This is a genomic window from Nostoc sp., from assembly GCF_036919555.1.
Taxonomy (GTDB): domain Bacteria; phylum Cyanobacteriota; class Cyanobacteriia; order Cyanobacteriales; family Nostocaceae; genus Nostoc.
Map to the genome: position 1 here is coordinate 64,853 of NZ_JBALCS010000054.1, position 20,354 is coordinate 85,206.

Genomic DNA, 20,354 nt, shown 5'->3' on the forward strand with positions numbered 1-20,354 from the left:
ATCACATCTTACAAATAATTTGCTGGACATGAAATGATTCATCTTTTGATTCAGCAACACCTGCCCTTGAGATTTATTTCCCCCGTCTCTGTTTTTTAACTGCATACCCGTAGGGCAAAGGCCAGTTCATTTCCTCATCCAAGTGGCAACGCGCATGAATCGACCAATATGGATCGCGGAGCATTTCTCGACCAATGAGAACCAAATCTGCACACCCACGAGTAATTATTTGATTAGCATACTCAGCCTCAGTTATCATCCCCACAGCCGCAGTCCTAATTCCAGCCTCCTCTCGGATTTTGGCGGCAAAAGGCACCTGATAACCTGTCTGCACGGGAATCCTGGCATGAGGGACTAAGCCTCCTGTGGAAACATCGATCAAATCAACGCCTAATATCTTTAGTTCGCCAGACAATATAACTGATTGCTTGAGATCCCAACCTCCCTCTACCCAGTCGGTAGCAGAGAGACGCACAAAAAGCGGTATCCCACTTGGCAGAATATCTCGCATTCTTTTTACCACCTCCAGTAACAAACGCATTCGGTTCTCCAAGGAACCTCCGTAACGATCTGTTCGTTGATTACTTAGCGGCGAAAGAAAGGAATGCAGTAGGTATCCATGAGCCGAGTGGATTTCGATAATCTGAAAGCCCGCTTGAACGGCATGCTGGGCTGTGGCAACGAAGGCTTGAATCACCTCTTCAATCCCATCCTCATCCAGGGGTATGGGAACGGGGCCGCCCTCTTGAAACGGAATTGGGCTTGGCCCGACTACAGGCCAACCCCCTTGTTCAGGTGTCAGAGGTGTACCACCCAGCCAAGGAAGATTGCAGCTCGCCTTCCGGCCAGCATGGGCTAATTGAATCCCTGCGATCGCTCCCTGTTGGCCAAGGAAGCGCACAATCCGAGCTAGTGGCTCAATGTGCATATCGTCCCAAAGACCAAGGTCGCCGGGGGTAATTCGTCCTTGGGGTGTCACAGCTGTCGCTTCCACTACAATCAGGCGAGTACCTCCAACAGCCCGACTCCCCAAATGGACGAAGTGCCAATCGTTTGCGAATCCATTCTCTGCCGAGTATTGACACATTGGTGACATCGCTATGCGATCGGGCAGGGTGATATCTCGAATTGTCAGTGGACTAAACAAGTCTACTTCCGGTACATCCGAATCGTGCAGACTTGTTGAGTAACAACCGGGGGAATCTATGAATTCTAATTCCGTCTGGGCTGGGGATGATGGCAAAGTTGTTAGTTTCTCTGTAGTCATGCTGGTACTTTTCCGTGCTTTGTGGACTAACACCCAGTATCCGAGTTAGCTCGTCAAAATCGATTTTGGATAAACAGTTTCAGATATTGGGTGTCTGATTTTTTCTCGCTTATCCAATGATTTTTAACTAATCCCCCTAATTCACCATCCCTCTATAGAGTGGGGAATTACCGCGAACAAACAAAAGAAGGAATGGAAGCGGGGTGACAAGAATAAATCGTAGATCGCGTGACTATAGTCCTGCAAACCACTCATAGCCTTGATCTTCCCAATAGCCTTTAATCGGTAACAAATTACTGACGAATGTAATTTGAGTCACCCACTTGCTTTGCTTGTAGCCCAGTTTAATTGGAGATGCTAGGCGTATGGGCGCACCATTATCAGCCGATAAAGGTTGTCCATTCTTTTGATAAGCCATGAGAGTTTGAGGATGTATAGCCGAGGCAAGATCCCAGCTTTCATAGTAACCATCAGCAGATTTGAAGTAGACATAGCGGACGTTTGACTTCGGCTGTACCAGCGCTACTAAGTCTCGCAATCGCACGCCTCCCCATTGAACGATCGCAGCCCAGCCTTCAACACAGATATGCCGAATTACCATTGAAGTCAAGGGAAGTTTTTGAATATCTGCCATGCTCAATTGCATCGCGTTACTAACTTCACCATCAATCTTCAGGCGAAACTGCGCCGGATCAATTTGCGGAGTGAAGTCAAAGGTATTAATCAGCAATTTGTCTGCTTCTATGGCACTGACAGGAAATTCTGGTATAGGTTTTTGAGTTAGCAGCAGTGCTTGCAGACGTTGATTTAGTGGCTCAGATATTTGCCGCACATTATTTGAGAACAAACTTGTCCCACAGCCATCTAAAAGAAAGCCTACCCCTGAAAGTCCAGATAGTTGCAGTAATTGGCGACGGGATAGGGTGCGTTTGGGAAGAATCAGACTCATAACTACCTCTACAGGAACATAGATTTAACTAGACGGATGTTTCCTACCTTCAGGGCAAGTAAGGAGTGAGCAATTGTAAACAGTATGACAGTGGGAACAGTGATAAAGTGAACAGTGCGTAGATTCTGCCAACTACCAAACAGCCCCGAAAGCCAATGCAGTTGAGCCGGTTTGTACATCGCCAGACCACTCATGATTGCCAGCAGCAGCACTGGAATGATCGCAGTATAAACTAGCCGATGCCATGCGTAATTCTTGCGCTTGGGGTTCTGGCTGACTTGCAATGCTTTTAAGTCACCGCGATCGGCAAATCGACGCTGCCAACGACGAGTTACAAAGATATAAACTCCATACCAAAGTAAGTTCAGCGAAAACAGCCACATCGCAGTAAAATGCCAGTTTCTGCCACCCCCTAGCCAACCTCCTAGCAACAGAAAGTCAGGAAAATGCCAACCTGCACGCCCTCCAAATACCGGATTAGCATTATAGATTTGCAGTCCGCTAGTGATCATCAAGATGAGACTGATGATATTAATCCAGTGAAAGGTCTTTGATAGAAAAGTTTGACTTGGTGTTGAGCGACCTTTGCCTTTTGATGAAGTCATACCAATTTTGGATTTTGAATTTTTGATTTTAGATTGTTCCAAGTTATACCAATTTTAAAAATGATTGCGACAGACGGATTCACACAAGCTACACCCAGAAGGCGATTCCCCATCCAAAATCTAAAATCGTATTAGACTTTCTGATTGGGTCTTCTAATCCAAAATCTAAAATTGGCAATCTAAAATTGGCACGTCTCACAGAGATTGAGTAGGAAAGAACGGAGCCAGCCAAAGTTGTATCTGCACATCCCAACCCAAAAGAATAGCAATTGCTGTGGACACGATCGCTACGCCACCAATTCGCTGCAACATTGGACTATGGGAGCGGAGATTGAGGATTCGTTTGCTGAGTACTCGCCCACCGTAGGCGATCGCTAACAGAGGCAACCCGGCTCCGATTCCATAGGCAACCAGTAGCCAAAATGCACCTGCGACTTGATGATTAACTGCTGCTAGTACTAAAATTCCCCCCAAAACCGGGCCAGCACAGGGAGTCCACAAAAGCCCCAACTGAGTCCCAAGCCAAAACTCTCCCATGAGTCCGATTCGTGGAGTATTTTTAGCCCACTTGCCAACTGGAATATAAGTAAATATTCGGTAACTCCAGGTGGGAAAAATCGCCAGTAATCCCAAAAATAAAAGCAGTACGATCGCACCATTCCGTAATAAATTAGCCAAGCCTGTAAACCAGCTTGCTGTTACACCTAGTAAACTACCTGCCAGTGCAAAACCAGCAATTAATCCCCCTAACAGTGCTACTGGTCCGTAAGTATGCGATTGGAGCGATCGGCCCAATAGCACAGGCAAAATAGGTAAAACACAGGGTGAAAGCACATTCAGAACTCCCCCCAATAAAGCCAGACTGATTGATAGAGTAGAAGTAGTCATAATTCCTTCTAACCCAATAGCTGGCGGATAGTTTGCTCTATTTTTTCATATTCCCCTTCACCAATATGGTTATATTGCAACAAGCCCTGACGGTCAGCCAAAAACATATGAGGCCAATATTGATTGTCGTAAGCCTTCCAAGTTTTATATTCGTTATCAACCGGAACCGGATAAGTAATTTTGTGTTGTCGTAATGCCTTTTTTATGTTGTTTGCATCTCGCTCAAAGGCAAACTCTGGTGTGTGGATGCCAATTACCTTGAGTCCCTGCGACTCATACTGCCGATGCCATCTAGTGATGTAGGGCAGGGTACGCTGGCAATTAATACAAGCAAAAGTCCAAAACTGGATCAGGACAACACTGCCTTTGAGGTCAGCGATTGACAAAGGTGTAGAATTAAGCCACTGACTGATACCCTGAAACTCTGGCAAACTCTTGCCTGCTGGAGGTTTCGCTGCAATAGCTTCCGAGCCTTGCGTATTGTTACGATTTGCAGAAGAGATAGAAGGGGCATTCACTTTTCTGAAGTTGGGAAATGTTGTGGCTGCACCGATTCCGACAACCCCTAACCCAAGGTAAAAAAGTAACTGACGCCGACGAAGCAGGTTGTGATTCATCAAAATTTCTCCTGTTGAGGTGAAAACGCCAAAGTATAGGGATTGGAATCAGGATTTTCCTGGTTAACCAATCCCTAGTACTCAGTAGAAGAAAAGTGAGATGCAAAGCTAGTTGTGGCTAGGGCTTGGTGGAAGCGGGTGATTGCTTCATAGCATCGCCGGCTTTGTCTTTACTCATCGCACCGCCGGCTTTGTCTTTACTCATCGCATCGCCGGCTTTGTCTTTACTCATCGCATCGCCGGCTTTGTCTTTACTCATCGCATCGCCGGCTTTGTCTTTACTCATCGCATCGCCGGCTTTATCTTTGCTCATCGCAGGAGTGGCTTCAGGAGCAACTTGATTGTTGGTTTCAGGAGTGCCAGAGCAAGCAGTGAGACTGGTAGTTAAAATCAGACCAGCAATTAAAGAAAGTGTTTTCCAGTTCATAGTCTTCTTTCATCCTTTGGATAGTTCTTTTTGTATTGATTTATCAGAGGAAACTAAGCTACAGGCAGATTCATCAAAGCTGTTGGAGTCCAGAAGATAGCTTCTTGTAGAAGACTCCATCAGACTTTTGCTATTGCGATCGCACTGAAGCGATCGCATCTACGTGGCAATAAAATAACGCCTTCGTTTATAACACAACTTTGAATAATAGGAGTAAAAACGATTGTCTTACTCTTGATGCTTGAGTTATCCCGAACATCCAAACTATCTCTGTTAGGACTGAAGCCTATCTGAAACTAAGCCATGATTTTCATAAATTTATCCCTTGATAAATTTTAGGTGATTCTCAGCATTTTCTCAGGCAATTATGGTAGTTTAGAGATACCGCCTAATTTAAGTATTCTCTCAGCCAAACCTCATTCTGAAGTGAATGAACGCAACTTAGCATAATGAGGAATGCCTTACTAACGCTGCCAATAAATAAGCCACTAACCCCTGCTAAACCTACGCTGTGGTAAACCAGCCTAATGAAAGATACATTCTGGTTTTGGGAACACTAGATTTACCACTAGAGCATCGATTCAGTAATCAAAAACCTAACCCCCTCTTCCCTACCAGCGTTGGGGGAGTTTAGCCCCCCTCTCCGAAACGAAGAGGGGTTGGGGGAGAGCTTCTTCCAGGATTACTGAATTGGTGTTCTCGACTTAACAGGAAGGAGTTGATGTCTAAAGGCGAATGGAATAACATCTCGAAAAATACAGTTCCCCTGCAATTACCCATAATATTTTTAAAACCAGTGAAGCGTAATACAATTACCCATGAATTTGACTCTGGTTCCCAAGTAGAAATACTACCTCCACAAGAAAGTGACGACCATTTATCAGAAGCCTCCAAGCTACTACGCCAAGGAATTCAACAGCAGCAAGCTGGTGAATTAATCGTGGCGATGAAGTCTTTACAACAATCCTTGGGGCTGTTTCAGGCAGTTGGGGATTTACCAAAACAAGCACAGGTACTTTCTTTTTTAGGATTGGTAACTTACAGCGCTGGAGACTACAAAGGTACTATCTCCTACTCCCAACAGTGTCTGTCTTTGAGCGAAGACACCTCAGATTTAGCAGTGCAAATGCAAGCACTTTCCCATTTAGGCAATGCATACCGTCATCTGAATGACCATCAAAAAGCAATTGAGTTTCTAGAAAAATGTTTGAAAATAACGCAGCAACTACAAGACAAACGCAGTCAAGTAGCAGCACTGAATAACTTGGGATTGGTGTATAAAGCTTTAGGCAACTTTACACAGGCAATTGAGTATCAGCAGCAAAGCCTAGAAATTGTGCGGGAACTCAAAGATAATTGGGGCGAGGAACAGGTACTCAAGAATTTGGGTAATGCTTGGTATGCTTTGGACAATTACCCAAAAGCGATCGCCTATTATGAGCAGTGTCTAGTAATATCACGCTCCTTAAAAAATGTTCGCAGTGCTTCTCAGGTGCTAAAGAATCTGGGAAATGCTTGTTATGCCTTAGGTGATTATGCTAAAGCCATTAAGTATTATGAAGATCGGTTGCAATTAGCCAAAGAAATTCAAGACAAGCGTAGCGAGGAACAGTCTTTAGGTAGTTTAGGAGTTACTTGTGAAGCTTTGGGTGACTATAACAAAGCAATTAGATATTATGAAGAACGTTTGCTTTTAGCTAGGAATATCAAAGACCGTCGCAGTGAAGAACAAGCTCTTGCCAGTCTGAAAGTCGCTTGCTACGCATTGGGTGATTATGCTAAAGCTATGCAATACCAGCAGGGAACATCTCCAAATAGTTAAAAAGCAAGACAGTAAAACAATTCAAAATTACTCGTACAGATCAATTCCCCCAATTGTCTTTTGTTGTTGGAGATATCTGAGAACTTCTAATGTATCTACTTGGGGAAATTGGGCGTAAAAATTACTCACACTCCAGAAGGGTTCCGGTGTTTCCAAAACTATTATGCGATCGCCCCACTGTTCTAACCAAGGTAGCAATTTTGGTGGCGCTACTGGAGTACATAGCCAAACTGCTGCTGGAGAAAGCGCTTTCATGGCAGTTGCCGCTACCGCTATTGTCATACCTGTAGCAATGCCATCATCAACTAAGATCAGCGTAGCATTCTCGGCATTCACCTGCGGACAAGCAGAAATTAATTGAGCCTCAAGAGACTTAGCAAGGTTTATCGCTTTATTTAAAGCTACTTCCCGCCTCCCCGCATCATGTTTAGACCGAAATAGCTTTTGATCAGTCCAAAGAACATTCCCGGAAGTCGTGACTGCACCAATTGCTAACTCTGGGTTTTCTGGATGGCTAATCTTTTTCGCCACAACAATTGTCAACGGACAATCCAAAAGATGTGCTATTGGTGCTGCTACTGGTACGCCCCCTCTCGGCAAAGCATAAACAATTGGTACAGGCTTTACGCCAGAATCAATAGTTTGCTGAGTTAAAACATCATGAATCACTCGCGCCAACTGCTCACCCGCATGGGTGCGATCGGCGAAAAGTGGGGTATGTGACATGGTTTCCCCCAGCATCTTAGGACGGCACTGCTTTTATGATGACTGAATTTTGTCTCAAATTAACTGATAGAATCAGATTTGTATAAATAATAAGTATTCAGCAAAAGTCTATTTATTCTGATAAATCTCCAACCAGAGCAGTATTTAACTCAGATAAGACAGCTGGTGCTGATAATGCCAAAATCCTGATTTTCATGAGCAGCGAAACCCAACTCAGCCTCTTCGACGACTCAACCTTTAACCAACGAGAACTGATTCCTACAGACGCGAAAATTGCGATCGCTCCGGGAACTTATTCTGGCATAATGGAGTTGACACAGGATTGCGATCGCTGTCACCGTTGTCCATTGGGAGACACTCGGACTCACGCTGTTGTCGGACGTGGCAATCTCAAAGCACCAATTATGGTTATAGGAGAAGCGCCTGGTCAAAATGAAGATGAAACGGGTTTACCATTTGTCGGTAGATCAGGGCAGTTGTTGGAGAAAATTTTGGCATCTGTGAATCTGACTACTGAGCATGATGTATACATTGCCAATATTAATAAATGCCGCCCACCAGATAATAGAGTTCCCACTCCAACAGAAGTGGCGGCTTGTCTACCCTACTTACTAGAACAAATTCGCCTAGTTGACTCCAAAATAATTCTGTTAACAGGTGCAACTGCTGTCAAAAGTATCACTGGCGATAAGCGAGGGATTACGAAAATTCGCGGTCAGTGGCTGGAGTGGGAAGGGCGTTTATGTATGCCAATTTTTCATCCTTCCTACTTGCTGCGTAACCCTTCTAAGGAAAGAGGTGCGCCGAAATGGTTGATGTGGCAGGATATCCGGGCAGTGCGTGCCAAGTTAGACGAAATTCAAAATAACAGCTAATGTTTAATTCCTTCCTTTTTAAGACTTGTCATTACCAACATCTTTTCAATTACCAAGACTTAAAAATTTTTCAGGCAGAAACAAGCCTCAAACCCATACAGGGCAAGGAAAGTACACCAAAGGCTCAAAAATGCTTGAAACCCAGATATATCAATAAATTAGGCAAACCGATGTCAAAGTACTTCTGTGTATACATTTGATAGTTTTTTCTGGCTACTTTTTGTCTAAGTCCCGTTACTCGCTTCGTTAGCATATTCGCTCTGTGAGTGAAAAAATACAAAATCTTTTTCCATGAGTGCAGCTCTCTAATGTATAAAGAAAAAATAGGTAAACAAACTTTTTTGTATTAGCAATATGCCCAAACAATTGAGTGATTTTCAAGTTTTCCCCAAACATATTGGCACTTGGTCAGGCTACTGGATCAGAATGGATGCTAATGCTCAAGAAACAGAACGCTTTGAAGCAGAAATTATACAAAAGATAGTTGACAATCAATGGCTACAAACCAATACTTACCATTATGCCGACGGGAGAATTGTCACTAACAGTTTTGTTGGTAAGGTAATTAGTAATGATGAAATAGAAATAGAAGCAGTAGATGTTCCCGCATGGGAAAATTTCACCACTATTGCACGTGAACATGGAGATAGCATTATCATTTTTAATGTCTGGAATAAAGCGACAGGCCAATTATTGGCAACGGAAATGATTAATCTTGTAAATAACAACAATAAATGTCGCACTAGCCAAAGTTTTACAGAAGATGGGAAATTAAAAGGCTTAATGTTAATAGTTGAGAAGCGGATTTCTAGTTAAAAAGTTGATGACGAATTATTGACCAAATTTGGCGCTGGATGGATAAAATATAATTCGTTCCCAGTCTTCGACTGGGAATGCCTAATGTGAGGCTCCGCCTCAAGACTTGCGGCAGAGCCGCTATGATCAGCATTTCCAGCCTCTGGCTGGAAACGAGGTTTTAAAAGGGTTTAAGCTTAAGTTGACACGGATGATTCATCAATTGCCCCTACGACGAAAGTGTTTTTTCAAATCATCTATACTTGGTCTTTTCTGTCAATGCGTAATTCTTGAATTATTTAGCAGTCTTAGCAGTCTTTTTGATACCTTGCCAGATTTCTCGCAGTCGCTTCAAGTTAGGCGTATGACCACCATAACGCCAACTAACATAAGCTTGGCTAATCTCATCTATTACCTCAGCAGTTGGTGGGGCATGATGCTGGGATGAGACTCTGGCATACTCTAAAGGTGTTTGTGCTGGATGTTTGCCTAAACCTTTTTGGGTTGTCCATTGCAGCATTTGTTGATAAAGGCTCTCCATTGCTGGCAATTTCTTTAACCATCGACGGTTGCGCCACTCTCGCCACTGACCCCAACCCAGCCAACCAAGGAAAGCTGCTATAGTTGCCAAGATTAAGCCAGTCAATACGCCAAACCAACCTTGAGAGAATAAAGCTAAAAACCAAGCGATCGCTTTAATCACCCAACTCAATATTGTCCCAAATACATTATTCAACAAACCTGTCACCGGAGAAGGCAACCATCCAGCAACCCAGTGCCACAACTGGCGCAACACACTAAAAGTCTGAGTATCTTCAACAGATGGGGGAATCAGGGGATGATTAGGAATCGGGTCAAAGGCAAACCAGCCATATTTCGGAAAATACACTTCCGTCATCGCGTATGCGTCAGTATTACGGACAACATACAGCCCTGTAAATGGATTAAATTCTCCGGCACTAAACCCTGCTACTAACCGCGCTGGGATGCCAATGGAACGCAACATCACCGTCAGAACTGTAGAGAAGTGGTCTGGATAGCCTCCCTTTTGCTTAAACAAAAAAGTTTCTACCAAGTCTTCTTTTTCACTCAAATAAGGCAATTCTAAGGGATTTTGGGGAACAGAGTAGTGTTGCTTTAGGTATTGAGCTAAGTAGAGAGCCTTTTCATAGGGTGAATCGAGGCTTTTAGAAAACTTTGTGACTCCTTCTTGATTGTAGCTAGCGAGAATTTCTTCAGTCTGTTGCCGGACTTTTTCGGCAATTTCGGGAGGAACTTGCAGATAATACTTTTTAATATGTTTTGGATAATTAGTAGAAGCTTTACCTAATAAAGTGCGATCGCGGTATGGGACTGCGGAAATGACTGTGTAGGTGAGTCCTTCTGATAATTCTACAGGCGATCGCAATCCGTCTTCTTGATCAACAGCGATCAGTGCTGTGGGAAAGTAAACTTCCTTGGGATAAGCCATCGCTGGAATTAGGTTAGGCAAATCCGCCACCATTGTATAAGTTTGTACTACCTCTTGGGTTTTACCAACGAGCACAGATGGGTAAAGAAAAATTTGGTAAGACCAAGGCGATCGCTTAATAGTCGTCACATCTTCATTCCGGGAAATCTCCCATCCCTTACCTGTATAACGGTCAAATCCCAGCACTCGCCAAAAACCCTCAATTTGCGATCGCACCCGCATTACAACCTTAGGTTTCATCTCGCCGCGCAGATTTTGGTTAATTTGGCTATTAAAACCGTAATAAAAGTTATTATCTACTTGACCTGGTTGACCAGTTTGATTTTGCCCTGTACCACCGCTACCACTGCCTTGATTATTACCTTTACCTTGGCGGACATAACCGGGATTGATGATACTACGTCCCGTGAAACTACCTTTTACTTGAATAGTAGAACTTACAGGAAACGTTCGTAATTGATAGCCAGGAAATCGGGGTAAAATAGCAAAAATTGCCAGACCCAGACCGACAATTAGCAAAAAATTCAGAATTAAAAATTTAAAATTAAGAGTTGAAGAATTCTGCTGATGGGATTTTTCCTTTTGAGTTTTTAATGGCTGCAAACCCAAGCGTGAACGATAATCTAGGACTAAAGTTGGGAGAGCGATCGCTAAAAATAACAGTAGCACAGGTGCAAATGCTAAAGTCTGACTTAGGGTTCCAGCCACACCCAATAAAATCAGTCCGATAATAATCGAATAGCCCAAATCTTTGCGGCGGGGTGTATCAAAGCTATGTAACACCTGTAGTTGAATTAATAACTCTGCCAAACCCAAGCGCGTATCATTCAACTCCCCCACTAATCGCCCAAAGAAAGCACCCAGTGCTACTAACATTCCGATAGCGATGCAGAACTTAACTGCAACATTAGCATCGCGGCGACGATAATAACTCCAAATCGCACCTACTCCACTCAAGGGAAACGCCCAAAAACTGAATGAAGTCTCGGCGGCAATATCCGTCGCCACAATTCCCAAAATAACTAACGCTAGCACCAGCACCCGCAATAAAATTGAATCTTCCACTTCTATTAAAGGCGACCTCTGCGGATTTCGCGGCCAGAAATTACCTACAGAGGGAGGCCAAAACCGATTCATCCTGGATAAGTTAAACATTTGAGTCTAGCGAAGCAATAATGTAGATGCAACAGACACAATACGGGGGACGTAATTGCCTACCCTACTACTGTGTCAAATAAAAAATGATCGATCAAGGGAGACACGAGAGGGAAGAAGACGCAAAAAGGCGGAGAAATTATCAAATACTCTCTCCGTGTTCTTGTGTGTCCATATCCCTGCGTCCCTGTGTCTTTGTAATAACTGCTTCTCGTAGATGCCCTAATCACCCCTTGTTGAAAAATAAGATCAGCTCCAAAACCAGGAAAATCTTCTTAATATATATCGACGTAGTGTGCTAGCGGTGGTAATTTAAACTAAATCGTGGGACTAATCACAAACAACAACGACTGTTGGTCTATTTCGGGAAATTCAACTTCCAGGGTATAAGTTGGGTTAAGTTGCTCGCAGCCTAACTCTACACTTAAGTATCCAGGACTCGAAGATGTTGCCATTGCTAAGGTGCCACTTCCCCGCAGCGTCAAAGTTCCTTTAACAGGTAACTCAGCCTGAATAAGTAACCTCGTAAGTTTACTTAGAGACTGGTACTCTACTCTGATATTCAAAGTACCAACACTGGTTAGCCATTGTCTTTCTACCACTGGACTGGTTGTTGAAAGTGGTAGAGTCAGATTTTCTAACAGTTGTTTAGCTGCTAGCAACGACAAAGCCATCTGTTGACGCGGTTGTAAATCTGAGTAATCGCTCTGAATAGTGGGCATTGTCTCCAGAGTGTTTACAGACCGATAGGTGCTTCTTAGCACCAATCCAGCTATATCGTTTAACGCTTGAGACTCGTTGGGAAAAAAGTTCTCCACCACCTGAACTAATTTTGCCCCCAGAGGCACCGAAGATGTCACCAACGCCTGACACTGTTCTAGCAATTGCTGGAAAACTCTTTCCGGTAAGCGAGTCGGTAACTTCAGTTTCGACTGTTGTACCATCCATCCCCACGTAGGAACGAGTGTCATTGACGGCTCATCAACAAAATCAGGATAGTCGATTAATTGTGTTTCCCAAGGAAACAACGGTGGATGGTCTTGGACTTGGATTTGTAACCGACGCTTAAGGACAGCTTGAAAACGATCTTGCACAGTAGGAATTTCTCCCAGTTGAAAGGTCTGGGGCGTTCCTCCCAATTTTGGCTGACTGCTTTTTGAAGCAGTAGCTTCCTTGAGGAGGTTTTCTACCCCGTCATTTTCCTCACATTCTACCGATTGCTCGTTAGTTTTGACATTATCTGTCAATAACCAATCGAGACACTGGTCTTGTAAGGATTCTGAGTCACTATTCATGAGTAGATGCACCTGATCCGGATACTAATGAGTTACGAATTTCCCAAGCTTGCTCAAGAATCTTAAACCATCGTTTTTGAAGTTGTGCCATTGACAGCCCTAAAGTTTTTGCTATTTTTTCATCGGCTTGTCCTTGTTGCTTTAACTCTAATAAAGATCGTTGCTTATTGTCCAGTTGTGCGGTATATACTTGCCATTGCTGGGGAGTTAAGCCCAAATTGGTGTGCAAAGAAGCTTCCAGCCACTCGTGAACTAATTCCCAACGGTGTAACAAGGCAAATCGAATCAAATGATACTTAAAGCGCTGCTGCAAATAATCTCTTTGACGAGGGGTTAAACCTAAAACCGACTCAATTTCCTGTGCTGATAAATCCTGGAGGCGGAGGGAAAAGTAATCAGCGCAGTCAGATTGTTGTCGTTGTTCGAGATAATTCATCAATTCTGTAACGACAACGGAGCGCAAGGTATCTTCTTCGGGTTCGGGTTCGGCTTGGGTTGCCATTGTGGAGCGTAATTGGTGAATTGCTGGCTCTTCCCAAGAACCGTCACCTTCATTATTGCTACCTTCTGCGGCTTGTTCTATATCTACGCTGGTTTCTGGGGGCTGCTGTTGGGAAAAAGTTTGCGCCCGCAGGATAATTAACTGCTGCTGACGGCCTGGTAAAGGAATGCGTCGCTTGCCGTAGCGCTCGGTAAATGCCATATACTCGGACAATTCCAAAAGCGTCTGAGGGCGATAAGTAGCACCGAGTTGATTTTCTCGCCGGAAAGCGTTCAATGCCTCCAGATAAAAACTTTGTAAAAAATCTTCAATTATAGTCAGTCGCCCTTGATAACTCAATTGCTTCTGAGGGGGATTAATATATCGATAAATAATTGCACTCAGAGTACTGTGTAATTCTACCCTGCCCCGATTTGAACCCAACTGATAGTATCTGAGACACTGTTGTAGCCGATGCCGAGCTAAGGTCATCGCCGAGCTTTCTACAGACCCAGAAGCTTGGATACGTTTGCTTTCATGACAAATCCGGTAGACTTCGGTGGTAATACGTGTTGCTACATCGTGGCAATTCTGTTCCGAAGCTTTGGTTGATTGTTGAAACTCCCTGGACAGGAGTTGAAAGATCACCTCCACGCCTTTAGAATTTTCTCCCAGAATAGTTGCAGATGGAATAGTTGCGGTTGCGGCTGAATTCATAGTCTCGGTTTTCAAAAGACCCTAAGTATTTAAATACAACCTGTACGACTGTGGGTATTGGCTTTTTCAGTTTTACGTATAAGCTAAACGCAGACCAATCCTATATTTAGGATGTGGCTGATTTTATTATTCCCAAGTTTGATGGGATTGTTCACACTTTGATAGATGTTATTGCCATTACCCAGGAGCCGTATACAAGTCATTATGGATTTAGAAGCACAAATTCAATTGCTGATTGACAATGCACCCCGCGATGGTATGACACCACATCTTGTTGCAGCAATTGCTCCTGCCCTTAGAGCGATCGCTCAAAAATTACGTTACTCCCAATACTATATTCTCCAAAATTCAGAGGAAAGCTGGGTTTTAACTACGTTGAGCAATCGGGCTAATCCAGGATTGGAAAAGCGTGTGATTTACGCTTTCCCTACCATACAGGATGTCTCTCTAATTTCCCCTGCTGGGCTTGACCCTCAAATGCTAGCTAAAATTGTTCCTGTAACCCATATTTTGTTTAAAATGGTGGCATTGTCACCCGTAGATAGTATCGTTTTTTTGGAAACGCCGGGTAAGACCACTCATACCGTTGAAGTTCGGCGATCTGAACTAGAAAAACTGATGCAACAACAGTTACGACAACAGCGATCGCCTAAACAGATACCCCCTGATATTGCATAGAAAAAATTTGGATGTGGGGTTTTTTAGATACAATCCCACATCCAAATTTTTAAATCTCAAATTTCTTTAAAAAAGTTTTCTAAATCAGGAAAAAAAGAAATTTTTTCTTTCCCTTACACCACACCACGGGCTAAACTCTCGATGAAACCTAAAATTTCTTAAAAAACAGTTATCAGTGAACATTTTTCAGTTTTCAAGTTTTAGTTTCCCAGTGAAGTAGAGTCGCAAACCGTAACACACCCTACACCTAAATCCCCACTTTCTAACTGATAACTGAATTTAATAGAGGCGACTCAGTGTGTACTCAGCGATGTTAATCAATGCCTGGTGGGATTCTGAGGGTGGAAGAACTGCAAGATGTTCAATTGCTAACTTCGCATGGTCAGCAGCTAACTCTCGCGCCTGCTGTATACCTTGACTATCTTGAATTATTTCCAGTGCTTGATCTAAATCGCCTTCTTGAGCAAACTCTCGTTCAATCAGCACTTCCAAAGCTGGTTTTTGGGCTAAAGCAAATAAAACGGGTGCAGTCAAATTACCACTTTTGAGATCCGACCCCACTGGTTTACCCAAGGCATCTATTGTACTGGTGAAATCTAGAATGTCATCAACAATTTGAAATGCTATACCAAAATGACGTCCATAGCTATACAGATGCTCAACAGTTTCTCGTGAGACTTCACTGAGCAACCCAGCAGCTTTAGAACTGTTGGCAATTAACGAAGCTGTTTTGTAATAACTCTTCTCAATGTAAGTTTCAATAGAGATACTAGCATCAAAACGATTCAGTCCCTGCTGAATTTCCCCAGTAGCCAGATCCATAATCACTTCTGAGAGGAGTTTTACCACCTCCAAATTGTCCAAGTTTGCTAAATACCAGGACGATTGGGCAAAGAGAAAATCTCCTGCTAATATGGCAATGCGATTACCGAACAAACTATGAACGGTAGGAACGCCTCGCCGCACGTCTGATTCATCTACCACATCGTCATGTACTAAGCTTGCTGTGTGAATCATTTCTGTAATCTCAGCAAGGCGGCGATGACGCGGTGTAATCTCTTGTTCTAACATTGTTGCCCGCGATATTAGCAGGACAATTGCTGGTCTAATACGCTTTCCCCCAGCTCCGAATAAATGTTCGGCTGCTGCAAACAGAATGGGGTGGCGATTTCCAACTAGCTGTTTTAGGTTATCTGCTAGTAGTCGCAGGTCTGCTTCCACAGGGGTAAACAGGGAGGTGGCTGGGGTCATGTATGGGCGGACTCTGACTTAGGTTACGAAAGTTTACATATCCTACACTCATTTTAAGATAACCCTGTGCCAGCGCAAAGTTTTCATAAAGTAATCCCATATTCATGAGCATATCGGTGATAATTAAGCTTGATAGTGATTATGTCAATAAGCAATTATACTTGTTTTTCAAGGCTCAGGTTTTAAATTAGTTTAAAACCTGAATTCTCAGTATATGAGAAGGAATATAAGATTGAATTATGCTAAGTAGTTTCCCCGTTGCCGTTTCCCGCCACAGATCAAAAGATAATCTAAGCAATATTACTTATTGACAAAATGGATACAATTTAATTTTTCGGCAATGGGTAAGACTTGGTTTCTCCAAGACTGAAGTGCAGCTATTCAAAAAATTTAAAATTTAGCACTAAAGTGGGCTTAAAATTTAGGGTGGTTGTGTTAGGCTAAAATATAGGAATTTTAAATTTTTCAGAAATTCATACGGCAAAAGTAAGTCACCTACTAGTTGATTTTAGTGACTTGGTGATGTGAGTCTAAAATAATTAGTCGTAGCTTAGATTAAGGGGATAATTCCTTTAATTTTTCCTACGATATGCAAAACTCCGGGTTTGGAGCTATGCGATATCCCTATGGGAAGCCGCTACACGTCTTCAGCGCACGTTGAGCGTAAGCATTGCTCTTGTCACAACAGTTTGAGCAAAAAAAAGCAGATCAAGTAGACCGGTGAGAATGGTAGTTTTAGATTGCCAAATGGCAAGCTAACTGCTGTGGGATCTATGGTCTGCAAGAAGTCGCATTAGACAATAAATTATTTGTCCGTAGATAATTTTATCTCTATAGGTAATTTTACCATAGGAAACTACAGCCATCAAGAATGCACTTGGTTGGCTGAGGTTCTACTTCTTTTATGGAATTTTATATTTGTTTGAAAAGGTACTGGTAGGACTAATGATTTACGGAAGTATGTCTATGATGATTTTTATTTTAGCGTCTGGATATTTGTTCACAGTCTACCTGTTATTAGCACTGGCGAAGCGAACGGGTACAAAGACTGTTATTACAAGCTTGCCTTCATCTGCTAAAGGGAAACACCAGCAGGAGATATCAGTAAAGACAAAGGCGACTCAAGCGGTTAATAGTCAATAGTCATTTGTCATTTGTCCTTGGTCATTTGTTTTGATTAAAGGACTAAGGACAAATTAGTTTTATTGGAGTTGGGAAATAGCGGTATCAGTGAAGCAAACCTCTTCAACCATTGGGGTATAGCCTAGCCACTGCAATCCTGACTGGGAAAACTGTTGCGGACAACCGCTCACAGCGAAGCGAGTTGGCAGTGGTGGGTGAGTATTTCTTAAGCCTAGTAAATCTAGCTCTTGGGCACAAGCTGCCACAACATGAACAGCTGGATCAATTAACTGGACTTGAGAGGAGAGGAGCGATCGCAATACTGGTGTGAGGTGGGGATAATGGGTACAGCCATGTACTAAGGTGTCAATTTCCTTCTCTAATAAAGGCTCTAGGTAGGCTCGTGCTACTTCAGCCGTGTAAGGGTCGTGAATGCGGTTTTGCTCAATGAGTGGCACAAACTCTGGACATCCAACTTGCCAAACTTGGACATTAGGATCTATTTCGAGTATAGCGTGCTTATAAGCATTACTCTTAGCCGTAGCTGGAGTAGCAATCACACCAATGCGCCTTCCTTGCTGTACTGCTGCCCTTGCCCCTGGTAAGATAATGTCAAGGATTGGTAGAGAAAATTCCTCACTTACTGTCTCTAGCGCTAGTGCCGAACTGGTGTTGCAAGCCATAACAACCATTTTCACACCCTGCTTTTCCATCCAGGTGAGGATTTCACGCATAAATTGGATAATTTCTGCTTTTGAGCGGATGCCATAGGGAACTCGAGCTGTATCCCCAAAGTAAATAATAGATTCATTGGGGAGTTGGCGATAGAGTTGTCGCAATACTGTCAGACCACCCACACCACTATCAAAGATGCCAATTGGGGCACGTTGGGGTTCTTGATCTGCAAAATCGTGAAGATTTCCTTCAAAAATGGAAGATGAATACACAGGCAGATATTGATTTAGGTTTTTGGATATAAAATACAGAATCTAGCAGAGAATTCGCTAATTTACCACTAAATTCTGCACCGAAAAGAGGTCTTTATACCACCTCTTGAATGAGTAATTTGGACTATATTAGCGGTGTAAGTATTTGAGGATACCACGAGCGATCGCTTCTGCCATGCGATTTTGATACTCTCGTGTTCCCAATCTAGGATTATCCTCGTAACCAGTCATATAGCCTGTTTCCACTAAAATCGAGGGCATAGAGCTTTTCCTGAGAACGTAGAATCTGGCTTTGCGGGTTCCTCGGTTTTTGATAGTACCGATGTCCTGGAGAATGGTATTGCGAACTACTTCAGCCAGAGCATAACCACTGTCGTAATAATATACTTCTAACCCATTGACATCAGGGCGATTATCAACCGAATTAGCGTGAATGCTAACAAACAAAGTCGCGTTAACTCGTTTCGCAATCTCTACCCGTCCCTGAAGTTCTACGAAAAAGTCAGCATCCCGCGTTAGTACCGCTTGTACACCATTTTGCTCTAAAATTGCTGCGACCCTTTTACCAATAGGCAGAATTACATCCTTTTCTAAAAGTCCACCCAGACCAGGGGCACCTGAATCTTTTCCACCATGTCCTGGGTCAATCACAACTAGCAATTTTCCTTTGGGAACCGAGGAGTGTGTCTGTGGCTGGGAAATTGGACGGGGATTATCTGTGGGGTTTGGGAATTGTCCTGAGTTTAGCGATGGCAGGGGAGGTAAAGCAATGGGCGGTGTGATGCTACTACTAGAGCGCTGTAATTCTAAAGCCAAAAGCTGGTCGCCAACCTGGTTGAGTTCCCCAATTTGCACACCGGCTGCTGGTTGAACCAAGACCACGACAGTATTGGATTCTTGTGGTTGCAGGCGTACCCGCAGGATAGGGCTATTAGCATTAAAAGCAGGGCCTATAACTCTGGGAGCTAATTTAGCATTGTTAATAGTGATGCGGAACAGACCAGAGGTTCTATCCCAGCCGCCTATAGCAGATAAAGTTTGGTTGGCTCTAATCAGCAGTTGTGTACCATTATTAGCCAGTTCCACAGACTGAATAGTAGCAGTAGTTGAGGTGTTAGGAGGTTGTATAGGGCGGGGACTATTACCTCCAGACAACTGGGCAACGCCACGATTGGGTAGAACTACAAAACCACCAACGCTGCTATTAGTTGCTCGCCAATTAGGACTATTTTCATCTACCTGTAAAGTCAGGCGAACAACAGATGGGCTTGTTTGCAGTTGGGTGAACTGGATACGGCTGACACCATAGCGATTAATCGACAAATCTCGCTGCTCTAGATTGGGTGATAAAGTTGCGCCAGCAATGTCGATGTTGATTGCTTTTTGATCGTTGCTACGATTTACTTGAATCTGAGGATTACCACCACTTGTACTGATGAAAAAACCATCGCCTGTTACCCGTAAGTTCTCAATTTGAGTAACTCTGGCGACAAGCATTCTGTTGTTAGGTGGATTCAGAGAGCCAGTTCTCACCACATTGTAAATATTCCTTGGGGAGAATATTGGTGTAGATGTTCTTGGTGAAGTTTCTCTGGCTATAACTTCTCCTTGCTGTCCCTCAGTATTTTTTGAGGGGAGATTTTCGGCTTCTGGCGTAGGTAATTGCACCGTCCAGCGATCGCCAGTTGTGGCTACAAATTGCACTCCCTTGGGGTCAAGAGTATAGCCAGGAGTCAATTCAACGACTATGCGCGTTGTTTGTTCGTCAAACTGCCCAACCCGGATGGAACGAATTCCACCGCCTACCTGTTGGGTCAGCTGCGGACGCCCAAATGTCGTTCCTGGCAAATCAATTACTAAACGAGTGGGGTTAAAAATTAATTGTGCTTGGGGTTGAACATCCCCTAAAGTATTAAATTCAAGCCTGTTTTGATTGGCATCGAAACGCCAAGATTCCAGTTTCGCGGCCATTGCCGGCGACGATAGCATGAAGATAGTTCCAATAGTACTGGATAGTAACCAGTGTAATTTCACAGTCCTTTCTCCTGATTCACATTCATGGCAGCTGTCAACATCTGAACATATTGGCAAATCCTCACACCATCACCGCACACACTTGAGTTTTTTGCTGTTATTAAGACCCAGCTAATGGCGTAGAATATATCATGCTCCTCTGATTTTGCCATGCCATTAGCCCATATAAATTTGACTGCCAATTTTAAATTTTAGATTCCCGATTGCAGAAAAGCCGATTTTAGGTTCATGC

Annotated in this window: 17 protein-coding genes; 4 read left to right on the top strand and 13 right to left on the bottom strand. The window is 43.4% G+C overall.

Going from position 1 to position 20,354, the window contains the following annotated elements:
- Window positions 1-73 precede the first annotated feature (73 nt).
- The 6 genes from V7K36_RS16590 to V7K36_RS16615 all read right to left on the bottom strand — a co-directional run bounded on the left by V7K36_RS16590 (window position 74) and on the right by V7K36_RS16615 (window position 4,753).
- The gene (locus V7K36_RS16590) at window positions 74-1,267 is read right to left on the bottom strand and encodes an NADH:flavin oxidoreductase/NADH oxidase (RefSeq protein WP_335117491.1); all 1,194 of its coding nucleotides are present in this window, start codon (window positions 1,265-1,267) and stop codon (window positions 74-76) included.
- 232 nt (window positions 1,268-1,499) lie between these two features.
- On the bottom strand, window positions 1,500-2,216 hold the full coding sequence (locus tag V7K36_RS16595; RefSeq protein ID WP_335117493.1) for a molybdopterin-dependent oxidoreductase: 717 nt from the start codon (window positions 2,214-2,216) through the stop codon (window positions 1,500-1,502).
- Window positions 2,217-2,224: 8 nt separating this feature from the next.
- Entirely contained in the window at window positions 2,225-2,821 is a 597-nt protein-coding gene (locus V7K36_RS16600) for a cytochrome b/b6 domain-containing protein (RefSeq protein ID WP_335117495.1), read from the bottom strand.
- A 195-nt stretch (window positions 2,822-3,016) separates the two neighbouring features.
- Window positions 3,017-3,709 (bottom strand): cytochrome c biogenesis CcdA family protein, encoded by a 693-nt coding sequence (locus V7K36_RS16605; protein WP_335117497.1) that lies wholly within the window; start codon window positions 3,707-3,709, stop codon window positions 3,017-3,019.
- Between the two features lie 8 nt (window positions 3,710-3,717).
- Window positions 3,718-4,326 carry a thioredoxin family protein gene (locus tag V7K36_RS16610; RefSeq protein WP_334832835.1) on the bottom strand — a complete coding sequence of 203 codons (609 nt, stop codon included), beginning with the start codon at window positions 4,324-4,326 and terminating at the stop codon, window positions 3,718-3,720.
- A gap of 118 nt (window positions 4,327-4,444) precedes the next feature.
- A complete protein-coding gene (locus V7K36_RS16615) occupies window positions 4,445-4,753 on the bottom strand; it encodes a hypothetical protein (RefSeq protein WP_335117499.1) in 309 nt (102 codons plus the stop codon).
- 721 nt (window positions 4,754-5,474) lie between these two features.
- Between V7K36_RS16615 and V7K36_RS16620 the strand changes: the two genes are divergently transcribed.
- Window positions 5,475-6,575 (top strand): tetratricopeptide repeat protein, encoded by a 1,101-nt coding sequence (locus V7K36_RS16620; protein ID WP_335117501.1) that lies wholly within the window; start codon window positions 5,475-5,477, stop codon window positions 6,573-6,575.
- Between the two features lie 27 nt (window positions 6,576-6,602).
- On the opposite strand, the gene V7K36_RS16625 is transcribed toward V7K36_RS16620, so the two are convergent.
- Window positions 6,603-7,301, bottom strand: coding sequence for a phosphoribosyltransferase (locus tag V7K36_RS16625; protein ID WP_335117503.1), 699 nt, complete (start codon window positions 7,299-7,301; stop codon window positions 6,603-6,605).
- Window positions 7,302-7,495: 194 nt separating this feature from the next.
- Here V7K36_RS16625 and V7K36_RS16630 point away from each other — a divergent pair, with 194 nt between their 5' ends.
- Both V7K36_RS16630 and V7K36_RS16635 read left to right on the top strand, forming a co-directional pair.
- The gene (locus tag V7K36_RS16630; protein ID WP_335117505.1) at window positions 7,496-8,176 is read left to right on the top strand and encodes a uracil-DNA glycosylase; all 681 of its coding nucleotides are present in this window, start codon (window positions 7,496-7,498) and stop codon (window positions 8,174-8,176) included.
- A 354-nt stretch (window positions 8,177-8,530) separates the two neighbouring features.
- Entirely contained in the window at window positions 8,531-8,992 is a 462-nt protein-coding gene (locus tag V7K36_RS16635) for a DUF3598 family protein (protein WP_335117507.1), read from the top strand.
- 274 nt (window positions 8,993-9,266) lie between these two features.
- Here the strand turns inward: V7K36_RS16635 and V7K36_RS16640 are convergent, their stop codons facing one another.
- From V7K36_RS16640 to hetZ, 3 genes are all read right to left on the bottom strand, one after another.
- Entirely contained in the window at window positions 9,267-11,579 is a 2,313-nt protein-coding gene (locus V7K36_RS16640) for a transglutaminase TgpA family protein (protein ID WP_442948473.1), read from the bottom strand.
- Between the two features lie 335 nt (window positions 11,580-11,914).
- Complete coding sequence (locus V7K36_RS16645; RefSeq protein ID WP_334823107.1) at window positions 11,915-12,892, bottom strand: PatU; 978 nt, start codon at window positions 12,890-12,892, stop codon at window positions 11,915-11,917.
- On the bottom strand, window positions 12,885-14,090 hold the full coding sequence (gene hetZ, locus V7K36_RS16650; RefSeq protein ID WP_335117511.1) for a heterocyst differentiation protein HetZ: 1,206 nt from the start codon (window positions 14,088-14,090) through the stop codon (window positions 12,885-12,887). The genes V7K36_RS16645 and hetZ overlap by 8 nt, the downstream gene beginning before the upstream one ends.
- Before the next feature lie 204 nt (window positions 14,091-14,294).
- Between hetZ and V7K36_RS16655 the strand changes: the two genes are divergently transcribed.
- On the top strand, window positions 14,295-14,768 hold the full coding sequence (locus V7K36_RS16655) for a hypothetical protein (protein WP_335117513.1): 474 nt from the start codon (window positions 14,295-14,297) through the stop codon (window positions 14,766-14,768).
- Between the two features lie 279 nt (window positions 14,769-15,047).
- On the opposite strand, the gene sds is transcribed toward V7K36_RS16655, so the two are convergent.
- The 3 genes from sds to V7K36_RS16670 form a co-directional block, all read right to left on the bottom strand.
- Window positions 15,048-16,019, bottom strand: coding sequence for a solanesyl diphosphate synthase (gene sds / locus V7K36_RS16660; protein WP_335117515.1), 972 nt, complete (start codon window positions 16,017-16,019; stop codon window positions 15,048-15,050).
- Window positions 16,020-17,221: 1,202 nt separating this feature from the next.
- Entirely contained in the window at window positions 17,222-18,088 is an 867-nt protein-coding gene (murI, locus tag V7K36_RS16665; protein ID WP_334823114.1) for a glutamate racemase, read from the bottom strand.
- A gap of 129 nt (window positions 18,089-18,217) precedes the next feature.
- Window positions 18,218-20,122, bottom strand: coding sequence for an N-acetylmuramoyl-L-alanine amidase (locus V7K36_RS16670; protein ID WP_335117516.1), 1,905 nt, complete (start codon window positions 20,120-20,122; stop codon window positions 18,218-18,220).
- Window positions 20,123-20,354 lie beyond the last annotated feature (232 nt).